Here is an 11693-nt window from a genome sequence, read left to right as displayed (position 1 = left end):
ACAGCAGGTCGAGGGCGGAGACCTACTGGTCGAACTCGGGGTCTGAGCGCTGGGAAGCGTTTCCGCGCGACAACTACGAACCACAGAGAGGGCTACATCGTGACAATTCAATCGGTCATCGTTTCCGGGGCACGCACCCCGGTGGGCCGCTTGCTTGGATCGCTGAAGGACTTCAGCGGCTCCGATCTCGGCGCCGTCGCCATCAAGGCAGCCATGGAGAAGAGCGGGATTTGGCCGGAGCAGGTCGACTACGTGATCATGGGCCAGGTACTCACCGCAGGCGCCGGCCAGATCCCTGCCCGCCAGGCGGCAGTCGCCGCCGGCATTCCGATGTCCGTACCCGCACTCACTCTCAACAAAGTGTGCCTGTCAGGACTCAACGCAATCGCATTGGCGGATCAGCTGATTCGCTCCGGCGAATGCGAAATCGTGGTAGCAGGTGGCCAAGAGTCCATGTCGCAGGCACCGCACCTACTGAAGCGTTCCCGCGAGGGCTACAAGTACGGCGACGCCACTCTGCGCGACCACATGGCCTACGACGGCCTCTACGACATCTTCACCGATCAGCCGATGGGCGCCCTCACCGAGCAGCGCAACGAGGCGGACAAGATCAGCCGCGAGGACCAGGATGCCTTCGCCTCCGCCTCGCATCAGAAGGCCGCGGCCGCGTGGAAGAACAGCCTGTTCGAGGACGAGGTCGTGCCGGTGTCGATTCCACAGCGCAACAGCGACCCGCTACTGTTCACTGCTGACGAGGGCATCCGACCGGACACCACCGTCGAGTCCCTGGTCAAACTGCAACCCGCGTTTCGCAAGGACGGCACCATCACCGCGGGTTCCGCCTCACAGCTCTCCGACGGCGCCGCAGCGGTAGTAGTGATGAGCAAAACCAAGGCACTAGACCTGGGCCTGACCTGGATTGCCGAGATCGGCGCGACAGGCATGGTCGCCGGTGAAGACTCGACCTTGCAAGACCAGCCCGCCAACGCCATTACGAAAGCTTGTGCCCGCGAGAGTATTTCGCCCACGCAGTTGGATCTGGTCGAGATCAACGAGGCATTCGCTGCAGTCGGCATCGCCTCCACCCGCAAGCTCGGCATCGCTCCGGAGAAAGTGAACGTCAACGGCGGCGCCATCGCCATCGGCCACCCATTAGGCATGTCCGGCGCACGCCTCGTGCTGCACCTCGCACTGGAACTCGGCCGCCGTGGCGGCGGCATCGGCGCGGCCGCGCTCTGCGGTGGCGGCGGCCAAGGTGACGCCCTCATCGTCCGCGCCTGACCGATCAGCACCCTGCGACACCGCCAATGGCGATGCGCCATTACAACCAAGCTGACTCCAAGGAGCCAGCTCCGCCACCCGCCCCGACCGGACGGAGGCCCAAGCATCCCACCAACAGAAGCGATTGGATCGGAACGGTGTTCCTGGATACGAAGCAACAACCGATCGAGCCAGCAACGCCGATCGCGAACGGGAAGGGCGGCAGAGAGTGACGACCGGTCCCCAACATGCGTCAGCGACAGACTGATTCACATGGGTGGTACAGCAGCGACAAAGCCTCGGCGATTACGTTCCGACGCCGCACTGAACCAACAACGCATCTATGCCGCCGCACATCGCCTACTCGGCGAGAACGGAGTGGACATCACCCTGGACGAGGTCGCCCAACTGGCCGGCGTCGGTATCGGAACCATCTACCGGCGGTACGCAAACAAGCAGGAGCTGATCGCTCAGGTGCAGCGGCAGTATGTCGAGGAATTCGCTGCGGCAATTGAACTCGCTTCAGCGAATCCAGATTCTTGGCAAGGACTTAGGCAACTATTGGAGTACGCCGGTCAGCAAGTCGCGAACAGTCGGGCCTATTGCGAGTTGCTGTCCAGAGTCCGGGAAGGAACGAAACTGTTCGACTTCATCCAGAAGTCGATCGACGAACCCCTGACAATGCTGCTGGGGCGCGCCAAAGAATCTGGCCATCTGAGGCCCGATGTCGAAGCATCCGACATCTACACCATTATCATCATGATAGGCCCCGTGGTCGCCCTCACTCACACAGCGCAGCAGAACAATTGGCGTCGCTACCTGGCCCTGACCCTCGACGGAATCTGTGCCACAACGACACCCAGGCGCCCACTCTCCCCCGCACCCTTGAGCATTACAGACCTCTTCAGACCAGAGACATGAGCCCCCTTTCGTCAGAGACCCTTCCCTGATCAGCGATCCGTGAGATGGATCCGCAGAATCCATTGTGCCTGACCCCCAACCACTCTCCCTCATCCCGCCCGGCACGCCACCGCGCCATACCTAGATCAGTTAGTAGACAATAACTGACATTTCAGATAACCTCGATTAACCGAAATGAGTTGCCAGCGGTCACGTCGAAACTAGTGCCGCAAGCGCAAGTAAGGAAGCCTCACCAATGGATACGAAGCACACCGCGGATGCCGCAGTGTCGCGAAAAGCCCGCGTCGGCGTGGTTCGTGAAACGAACGTGGACGAACGGCGCGTGGCATTGGTACCGAAGGTCATTCCGAGCCTTTTGAAGCAGGGCGTGGAGGTGATCATCGAGCCCGGCGCCGGACTCGGAGCACTGATCTCGGACAACGACTACGTCGATGCCGGCGCGACGATCGGTAATCCGTGGTCAGCGGACGTGGTGGTGAAGGTGGCGCCACCCAACGATGCCGAAGTGCGGAGAATGCCGATCGGGCAGACGCTGATCGGCTTCCTCGCGCCGCGCGGCCCGGACAACAAGATCAAGGCGTTGTATTCGGCGGGCGTGCGGGCGTTTGCGGTGGAGGCGATTCCGCGTATCTCGCGTGCGCAGGTGATGGACGCGTTGTCCTCGCAGGCGAATGTGGCCGGATACAAGGCCGTGCTTTTGGCGGCATCGGAGTCCACTCGCTTCTTCCCGATGCTGACCACCGCGGCGGGCACGGTGAAGCCGGCGACGGTGCTGGTGCTCGGCGTGGGTGTCGCGGGCCTGCAGGCGCTGGCGACCGCCAAGCGCCTCGGCGCCCGCACCACCGGCTACGACGTGCGCCCGGAAGTCGCCGATCAGGTGCGGTCGGTGGGTGCGCAGTGGCTGGACCTGGGTATCGACGCCGCGGGTGAAGGCGGTTACGCCCGGGAACTGACCGACGAGGAGAAGTCCGAGCAGCAGCAGGCGTTGGAAGAGGCGATCAAAGGTTTCGATGTGGTGATCACCACCGCGCTCGTGCCGGGTCGCCCGGCCCCGCGGCTGGTCACCGCCGCCGCTGTCGAGGGCATGAAGCCGGGCAGCGTCATCGTCGATCTCGCCGGCGAGACCGGCGGTAACTGCGAACTCACCGAGCCGGGCAAAACCATTGTGCGCCACGATGTCACGATCGCCTCGCCGTTGAATCTGCCCGCCACGATGCCCGAGCACGCCTCGGAGCTCTACTCCAAGAACATCATGGCTCTGCTGGAGCTCATGCTGAAAGACGGCGTGCTGCGACCAGATTTCAGTGATCAGATACTGGCCGACTCCTGCGTGACCCGTAACCCGATCGACGGCGAGGTGAACTGATGTATACCGAGTTGTTGGCGAACATCGCGATCCTGGTGCTGTCCGGGTTCGTCGGTTTCGCCGTCATCTCCAAGGTCCCCAACACTCTGCACACGCCATTGATGTCGGGTACCAACGCGATTCACGGCATCGTGGTGTTGGGTGCGTTGGTGACGTTGGGCCGGGTGGAGGATCCCTCGATCGGCATCCAGCTCATTCTGTTCGTCGCCGTGGTCTTCGGAACCCTGAACGTCATCGGTGGTTTCGTGGTGACCGACCGGATGTTGGGCATGTTCAAGGGCAAGAAGCCGGTCGCCGCGGTCGAGAAGGCGGGCGAGTAAACGTCATGGACAACTTGGTCAACATCCTCTACATCGTCGCGTTCTCGCTGTTCATCTACGGTCTGATGGGCCTGACGGGTCCCAAGACCGCGGTGCGCGGCAACTGGATCGCCGCGGTCGGTATGGGCATCGCGGTCATCGCGACCCTGATCGCGGTGCGCGACACCAGCAACTGGATCATCATCGTCGCGGGCCTGGTCGTCGGTGTCGGGCTCGGTGTGCCACCGGCGCGGTTCACCAAGATGACCGCGATGCCGCAGCTGGTGGCCGCGTTCAACGGTGTCGGTGGTGGCACGGTCGCGCTCATCGCATGGGCCGAATTCCTCGGCACCACCGGGTTCTCGGACTTCCAGCACGGGGAAGAACCGACCGTGCACATCATCGTCGGCTCGCTGTTCGCCGCGATCATCGGCTCGGTCTCGTTCTGGGGCTCGCTGATCGCCTTCGGCAAGCTCCAGGAAATCCTGCCCGGCAAGCCGATCGGCATCGGCCGCCTCCAGCAGCCGCTGAACCTGCTGCTGCTGGTGGTCGCGATCGCCGCGGCCGTGGTCATCGGCCTGGGCGCCGCCGACGGTGGCGCACCGTGGTGGTGGATGGTGCTGCTGCTCCTGGCCGCCGGTGTGCTCGGCCTGATGGTGGTGCTGCCGATCGGTGGCGCGGACATGCCCGTGGTCATCTCGCTGCTCAATGCGTTGACCGGCCTGTCGGCCGCGGCGGCGGGGTTGGCGTTGAACAACACCGCGATGATCGTGGCGGGCATGATCGTCGGCGCGTCGGGCACCATCCTGACCAACCTGATGGCCAAGGCCATGAACCGCTCCATCCCGGCCATCGTGGCCGGTGGATTCGGTGGCGGCGGCACCGCACCCGGTGCCGGTGGTGGCGAGCAGAAGCAGGCCAAGGCCACCTCCGCCGCGGATGCCGCGATCCAGATGGCCTATGCCAACCAGGTGATCGTGGTCCCCGGCTACGGTATGGCCGTCGCCCAGGCTCAGCACGCGGTCAAGGAAATGGCCGAGCTGCTCGAGAAGAAGGGTGTGGAGGTCAAATACGCCATCCACCCGGTCGCCGGTCGCATGCCCGGGCACATGAACGTGCTCTTGGCGGAGGCCGAGGTGTCCTACGACGCGATGAAGGAAATGGACGACATCAACGGCGAGTTCGGCCGCACCGATGTCGCCCTGGTCATCGGCGCCAACGACGTCACCAACCCCGCCGCCCGCGAGGACGCCTCCAGCCCGATCTACGGCATGCCGGTCCTCAACGTCGACCAGGCCAAGTCCGTGATCGTGCTCAAGCGGTCGATGAACTCCGGCTTCGCCGGCATCGACAACCCGCTGTTCTACGCCGACACCACCTCCATGCTCTTCGGCGACGCCAAGAAATCCGTCGGCACAGTCACCGAAGAACTCAAGGCGCTCTAGCAGCGCCCCTGAAACCCGCGCCACAACCGTCAATGGCGCGCCGTGCCGCCACCGTGAAGACCTCCCTGCCTCGCGGTGGCGGCACATCCTAAGAGCCCGCGCCACACTTACCCGCCGTGGCGCGCGTGCCGCCACCGTGACTACCCCCACGGTGGCGGCACACCCCCAGGCCCGCGCCACTGCTGCATGGCGCGGTGTACCGTCACCGCGTAGTTGCCCGGCCGCGCGGTGACGGTACAACCACGCCATGCAGGAAGTCATGAGCGGACCACGCTGTCAAAGGCTCTCGCGCTGTGCCTCCTCCGCCACACAAGCCGCGATCTGTGCGCGCGAAGTGAATCCCAGCTTGGTCAGGATGTGTTCGACGTGGCCTTGAGCGGTGCGCTGCGAGATCACCAGTTCGGCTGCGATCTGCTTGTTGCTGAGCCCCCGGGCTACCAGGTCGGCGACTTGCCGCTCACGCTTTGTCAATTTCGCGAACAGGTTTGATGCCGGCGTCATGCCGGTGGGCTCTCCGAGTGCATAGGCAACAGCGGCGTCCATCCCCATCTCATGGCCTCGCCGGAAAGCCGAGTCGAATCCTCGTGCGCCGAGAGCATGACGTGTAGCCCGTTCGCATTCGTCGTGGAAGCGGGCCAAATTCGGAAACACTCTCCTTACATTGCTTCCCGCCGGCCAGAGTCCTTCCGCAGCTCCCAACAGAACAGCCGCGCGCTCGGCGTCGCTGTCATCGGCGACAGTCCAGGCCAGCGCCGCGAGACTGAAGGCAATCACATAGGGACTCTTCAAGCGCCGGTTCACGCGCAGCGCTTCTTCGAGCAGCTTTCGGGCCTGGAATCGCTCGCCTTGCTGCCATGCGGCAACGCCCAAGCCGCGCAACGCACCTGAACGATAGTGCAGTTCACCGAGGACTTCGGTGAGTGAAAGCACTTGACGGTACAGCTCGATCGCGCGAGTTGTCTCACCTCGCAATTCATATGCCCAAGCCAGGAACATCAGCGCACTGATGTAGCGAGTTCCGGCCCTATTTGAGGTTGATGCCTCGACGACACGTTCGAACGCGGCGGTCGCATTGACAGGTTCGCCGCTCGTGAGTGCCAGAATGCCTTCGGCGTAGGCAATTCGCGCCTCCGCGGCTGCAGCGGGCGCTTGTTCGGCGACCGTTCGCCCTTGCGCAAGGAGGGTGCGTGCGGACTCGAAATCACCCTGCAGGGCGGCCATCTGGCTGTCGACACAGAGAGCCCCGACGCGGTGGGGTATCGATTGCGCCCTGGGGTGGGCGAGAATGCGGTCGAGCCAGGATCGGCCTTCACCGTACAGACCGCGGAAACTCCAGAACTCGAACAGGGCGGCGGTAGTGCGCAGTCCTGCTACGGCGGCCTCGTCGCTGTCCTCGGACAGGCACGATTCGAGGGCTTCGCGCAGATTGGGTTGTTCGCGGTCGAGGCGGGCTAACCACTCGGGCTGCCGGTCGCTGACCCATTCGGTTTCGGCGTCGAGTGCCAGCTGTTGGTACCAGTTGCGGTGTCGTCGGCGCAGATCCTCGTATTCGCCGGAGCCGTGCAGCCTCTGCCAACCGTATGCTCGTAGCGTTTCGAGCATACGGAAACGCACGACCGCGCCGGATGCCTCTCGGATAAGGATCGATTTGTCGACCAGGGAGGACAGTGCATCCAGCGCATTCTGCTCGCTGGCGTCGGGTTCCGAATCAGCGGTGCGGGCGATGCCACAGATTTGTTCGATGGCGTCGAGGTCGAAGCTGCCCGCGAATATCGAAAGCCTAGCCCACAGTCGCTGTTCGACCGGGGTGCACAGCTGATAGCTCCAATCAATGCACCACTGCAGGGTTTGTTGCCGTGTCGGTGCAGTGCGGCTGCCGCGGGTCAGTAGTGTGTACCGGTCGACGAGCCGTGCCAGTACTTGCTGAGGCGAGAGTGTACGCATCCGAGCTGCGGCGAGCTCGATCGCCAGCGGCAACCCGTCCAAATGGGCACAGATCTCGGCTACGGCAGCACTGTTGTCTTCATCGAGTTCGAAGCCGGGCACGGCCGCGGCGGCACGTTCGATGAACAGTGTCACGGCGTCGAAGCGCGGCAGCCCCAGGAGCATCGGCTTTCGGTGCGGATCCGGGACGGTCAGTGGCAGCACCCGCAACACCGCCTCCCCTGCGATGTTCAACGGTTCGCGGCTGGTGGCCAGGACCCGCACATCCGGACAGGTCCGCAGCAACGCCTCGACCAACTCCGCGACAGCCTCGACAATTTGCTCGCAGTTGTCCAATACGAGCAAAGCTTCCCGGGAGCTCACGACCTCGATCAAGACTTCGCGCAGCGGTCGAGCGGACTCATCCCGCACCCCAAGGGTCGCCGCCATCACATCTACTAGTAGGGAACCATCGGACACCTCGGCCAGGTCGACCAAACACACCCCGTCGGCAAAATCGCCTCGCGCCCGTGTCGCGGCGCGCAGCGCCAGCCTCGTCTTGCCAACGCCCCCAGTGCCTGTCAACGTCACCAGTCGGGACGTGGCCAGCCTGTTCTTCACCTCCGACATCTCAACGCGCCGGCCGACGAAACTGGTCAACTCGAGCGGTAAACCACCGCTGCCGCCGCCGATCGCCGCAAGCGACGCGGGGCTTCTCCGCTCCGATGACGTGCGGCGCCGGTGTTCGAGAATCGGTTCGCCCTGCACCGCCATCTCACTCACTACTGAACCGCGACGCTGTTGGATCTGCTGGATGGCCTCTCCGAGCTTCGTCGCCGACGGCCGCTCCCGGCGATCCCGGCTCATCGCCGTCGACACCAGCGCCGACACATCATCAGGTATGCCGCTGGCTCGCAGGTCCGGCACTGGCTGGGTGGTGATCCGCAGAAACTGGGTCACCACGTTCTCACCACTACGACGCTCGAACGCGGCATGCCCGGTCAGTGCACAAAACAGAGTGGCTCCCAGCCCGTAGACATCCGCGGCCGAGGTCGGGGTCTCGCCCTCGAGAACCTCCGGAGCGGTGAACGCCGGCGATCCAGTCAGCGTGCCTGCCGACGTCTGAAATCCACCGACGATGTGCGCTATACCAAAATCGGTCAACGCCGGTTCTCCATACTCGGTGAGCAGAATATTTCCCGGCTTCACATCCCGATGCACAATGTTCAGCCGATGCGCACTGGCCAGCGCTCCAGCGACTTTCACCCCGATTCTCAACACGTCCTGCACCGCAAGCGGACCGTTCTTGCGGATCCATGCACCCAGCGAATCCCGCGGGTGATACGGCATCACCAAGAAGGGGCTTCCACTTTCGGTGACTCCCGCCTCCAGCACCGTGACGATGTTCGGGTGCCCGGTCAATCGGCCCATTGCCCGCTGCTCCCGAACAAACCGGGCCTGGTTGTCAGCATCCAACTCCGCGGTCAACACCTTCACCGCCACCATTCGATCGAACCCCGGCTGCCAGCACCGATATACCACTCCGAAACCACCCCGACCGATCTCCACCGCATCTTCGAACCCGGCCACCGCTAATTCCGCCGCGAGAGGCGTTACGACCTCACGACGAGTACGCAAAGGATCATCATCAGTCATCGGCTAGGAGTGATCAGACCAGCCGGTCTCCGGACAGCAGGCAACATGTGCTCACCTTTCGCTACTGCTCAGCGTATCGCCGAAGACGTCGACGGAGGCATGCCGAACTGGAAGGTATGAAGCGCCACCGACCATCGGCGCCGTCATAAGAAGGTGGTGAGCAGCAGCGGGGCGGAGCTGACCCCTTTTGCTCGCTCGGGCCGGCTCGAAACTGGCGCCGCCGTTGTTGGTATGGCAGGTCCCCCGTCCTGTCAGTCGGCGTTGACCGCGCTGGCGGCACAGACGATGGCCCATCACAGGGCGCCGCCGATGTGTTGACCGTCGAACAAGCTGTCGCTATCGTTCCACTATCCGATCCGACCGGATCGCATAGTGGACCACTCCTGGAAGGGTTGGCATGCGGCCGATGCCCTCGACGCCCTCTTGGTATCCCGCTCCGGCCCGCATCGCAATTCCCGGTCGAGGCCAACAGACGAGCGGCGTGACGGTGCCTTATCCAGCACGAGCACTCGATGTCGTGTGGTCCACCGAGACACCAGGGGTCGGTGACGCGTCACCAGCACAGGCCGGGAGCGCTCCTCGGCTTGTCGGCCACGTGCAGACGATGGGCGCTCGGATGTCGATCAGCAAGCAATGAGCGAGGAGCACAGGAATGAACATTGCCGAGATCTACGCTGCGGATCTGCGGCGACGAGAAGCGCAGATCCGCAGTGATATCGAGGAGCTTTCACGACTCTTCGACGACGACATGTTGTGGATTCACGCTAGCGGCCAGATCGACACCAAGGACACGCTCCTCGAGACGCTTCGATCGGGCAAGGCGAAGTATCTGACGATCGACACGCGGGACGACAGCTTGCGGATCAAGGGCGGGGTCGCCTTCTTAAGTGGGATCGTGACGATCAAGGCCGAGATGAAGGGACTTGAACGCGAACTCGAGCATCGATACACGATCGCGTGGCATCAGCACGACGGTGACCTGAAGGTTGTGAATTGGCAGGCGACACGACTGGATCTCTAGAGCTGCAGCGACCATCCGAGCACCGGAAGTCCGATGGCCGGCGCCATTCGGAACTGAGTGCTTTTGCATTGTGGGCCGTGGCTGATAGATCGTTTGCCCCGACATGGGCGCCGAAAGATTGGCACGCTGCCTTTTCGATCGCGATCGGGTCACTCAGCGCGTATCGATGCGGCAGTCCGTTTGGTGGGGCGCACTTCGTTCGCGAGACATGTAAGACCACACGGTCTAGTACCTGGCCCGTCGAGCGCCGTCCCTCTACAACGGCGGCGCTCGCATGCAGTATGACCACGCCGACAACAAATTTTTCGGGCGCTTCCACGACGCAACCGATACCACGGTCAAACCTTACGGCTGAATCGAGACCCGCTTCTACACCGCACAGTGCCACCACCACCTATTGCCACCCGAGATCGTCACTGCGATTTCACCGATACCGCCCTTGCACGCCGCAGTTCTATCCGGGCCTTGGTCACCGAGATCCCGCACGCGTTCACCCGTCCGAGCTGGCCCGACACCGCCCGTTAACTGAGCACCCCCTTCCTTGGAGAGACAACTGGATCTGTCATGCCCATAGCAACATTCACTCTCAGCACCCACACCAACTGCACCGAGCACGGTGCCGCCTATACCCTTTCGGCCACCGACGCCGCCCCCGTGCACGGGCTGGTATTCACCGACATGGCCGAACATCAGGTGTTTGGGGACGGGTTCGCCCAACGCCGACCCATGGTGGTGTTCCGATTCTTCGGCCTAACCATCGATGACCAGCAGATGGGCAACCCGCGCGCCACGGTGCAGTTCAATCCCGAGTGGACCGGGCGCACGAGCCCCACGCGCGCGATCAGCCTCGGCGAACCCGGTTACCTGACAGTGCATCTGGGCCACCCGATCACCACGACTACGGGCACGGAGCGAGAGCTCATGGTCGACCTGCTCGCTGCTATCACCGCCGAGTATCTCACTGACGAACGCGTCGCGCGTCATCGTCACTGGCTGGCCGAACTGCGCCGACAAGACACCGCTCGCGAGCTCGGCCGTATACAAGCGCTAGAGCAGCAGGCTCACCGCCGCAACCGCGACGCCCGCGCCGCCGTCGACGCCGCGTGGTCGCTGCTGCAGTCCGTACGTAAGCAGTACTGACTCTGCACGATTCCGGTTCAACCGCCCGACGGCACCTCGTTGGAACTGGAACTGTTGCGGGTCGACGTCCGCACGTGCGACGGGCGCTCACGATCATCGTGCTCGCCGCAGCCCCCTCGACGCACTCGATCTTGTCGGCAGGCTCACGATCACCCACACGATGACATTGTCAGATGCGCACAGCGACATAGACCCATGCCAAACTCTTTGGGAGCATCTCTATTTGGCTACCGTTAACGATTTCACAGCCCTTAGCCCCGGCCGCCCTGGCCAGCAGGGTGCGCTACATACGACAACAGAACGGCTGCTGTCCGTCGAGCCGCAGAAACTTCCCACCCCGCCGCCACAGCCAACTTCCGCGAACCGTGCGCGCTACATAGCGACCCCTTATGCCTGGTTCAACCAGGTGTACCAGGTGACGCCGACACCGGACAGTTGCGCCACCTCCTCGCGGCGCAGTCCTGGAGTGCGACGACGCGGGCCGGGCGGCAGGCCGACATCCCCGGGCGAGATGCGGGCCCGCCGCGATTTGAGGAAGGCTCCCAGTTCGTTTCGCCGGGCCTTGCGCAGGGCGCGAGCATCCACCGCATCGGTCATACAGTGATCGTCGCCGATCGCGCCCGGCTTATCCAGGTGGTGCCAGTACTAGTTTTATCGGGCTC

At 63.5% G+C, this 11693-nt stretch carries 8 protein-coding genes and 1 pseudogene; 7 read left to right on the top strand and 2 right to left on the bottom strand.

Annotation, left to right across the window (positions count from 1 at the left end):
• Positions 1-105 precede the first annotated feature (105 nt).
• From ACRWNM_RS31720 to ACRWNM_RS31700, 5 genes are all read left to right on the top strand, one after another.
• The gene (locus ACRWNM_RS31720) at positions 106-1281 is read left to right on the top strand and encodes an acetyl-CoA C-acetyltransferase (RefSeq protein ID WP_431971824.1); all 1176 of its coding nucleotides are present in this window, start codon (positions 106-108) and stop codon (positions 1279-1281) included.
• A 252-nt stretch (positions 1282-1533) separates the two neighbouring features.
• A complete protein-coding gene (locus tag ACRWNM_RS31715) occupies positions 1534-2181 on the top strand; it encodes a TetR/AcrR family transcriptional regulator (protein ID WP_431971820.1) in 648 nt (215 codons plus the stop codon).
• 235 nt (positions 2182-2416) lie between these two features.
• A complete protein-coding gene (locus tag ACRWNM_RS31710) occupies positions 2417-3547 on the top strand; it encodes a Re/Si-specific NAD(P)(+) transhydrogenase subunit alpha (protein ID WP_431971819.1) in 1131 nt (376 codons plus the stop codon).
• Positions 3547-3867 carry an NAD(P) transhydrogenase subunit alpha gene (locus ACRWNM_RS31705; RefSeq protein ID WP_431971818.1) on the top strand — a complete coding sequence of 107 codons (321 nt, stop codon included), beginning with the start codon at positions 3547-3549 and terminating at the stop codon, positions 3865-3867. The genes ACRWNM_RS31710 and ACRWNM_RS31705 overlap by 1 nt, the downstream gene beginning before the upstream one ends.
• A 5-nt stretch (positions 3868-3872) precedes the next feature.
• Positions 3873-5291, top strand: coding sequence for an NAD(P)(+) transhydrogenase (Re/Si-specific) subunit beta (locus ACRWNM_RS31700; protein ID WP_431971817.1), 1419 nt, complete (start codon positions 3873-3875; stop codon positions 5289-5291).
• Positions 5292-5567: 276 nt separating this feature from the next.
• Here ACRWNM_RS31700 and ACRWNM_RS31695 read toward each other — a convergent pair whose 3' ends face one another.
• Positions 5568-8870: a protein kinase domain-containing protein gene (locus tag ACRWNM_RS31695; protein WP_431971816.1), complete on the bottom strand. Its 3303-nt coding sequence runs from the start codon at positions 8868-8870 to the stop codon at positions 5568-5570.
• A 652-nt stretch (positions 8871-9522) separates the two neighbouring features.
• Between ACRWNM_RS31695 and ACRWNM_RS31690 the strand changes: the two genes are divergently transcribed.
• Positions 9523-9891, top strand: coding sequence for a nuclear transport factor 2 family protein (locus ACRWNM_RS31690; RefSeq protein WP_431971815.1), 369 nt, complete (start codon positions 9523-9525; stop codon positions 9889-9891).
• 564 nt (positions 9892-10455) lie between these two features.
• Positions 10456-11031, top strand: a complete 576-nt coding sequence (locus ACRWNM_RS31685; protein WP_431971814.1) for a hypothetical protein — start codon at positions 10456-10458, stop codon at positions 11029-11031.
• 393 nt (positions 11032-11424) lie between these two features.
• Here the strand turns inward: ACRWNM_RS31685 and ACRWNM_RS31680 are convergent.
• Positions 11425-11628, bottom strand: a pseudogene (locus ACRWNM_RS31680) (transcriptional regulator); the annotation flags it as partial.
• Between the last annotated feature and the right edge of the window lie 65 nt (positions 11629-11693).

This window comes from Nocardia sp. bgisy134, assembly GCF_965341865.1.
GTDB lineage: Bacteria > Actinomycetota > Actinomycetes > Mycobacteriales > Mycobacteriaceae > Nocardia.
Note: the sequence above shows the minus strand (reverse complement) of the source record. Positions and strands in the feature narration are given on the sequence as shown.

Coding starts and splice junctions, on each gene's coding strand:
- ACRWNM_RS31715 (WP_431971820.1), top strand. CDS start 1,534: ATGGGTGGTACAGCAGCGACAAAGCCTCGGCGATTACGTTCCGACGCC.
- ACRWNM_RS31710 (WP_431971819.1), top strand. CDS start 2,417: ATGGATACGAAGCACACCGCGGATGCCGCAGTGTCGCGAAAAGCCCGC.
- ACRWNM_RS31705 (WP_431971818.1), top strand. CDS start 3,547: ATGTATACCGAGTTGTTGGCGAACATCGCGATCCTGGTGCTGTCCGGG.
- ACRWNM_RS31700 (WP_431971817.1), top strand. CDS start 3,873: ATGGACAACTTGGTCAACATCCTCTACATCGTCGCGTTCTCGCTGTTC.
- ACRWNM_RS31695 (WP_431971816.1), bottom strand. CDS start 8,870: ATGACTGATGATGATCCTTTGCGTACTCGTCGTGAGGTCGTAACGCCT.
- ACRWNM_RS31690 (WP_431971815.1), top strand. CDS start 9,523: ATGAACATTGCCGAGATCTACGCTGCGGATCTGCGGCGACGAGAAGCG.
- ACRWNM_RS31685 (WP_431971814.1), top strand. CDS start 10,456: ATGCCCATAGCAACATTCACTCTCAGCACCCACACCAACTGCACCGAG.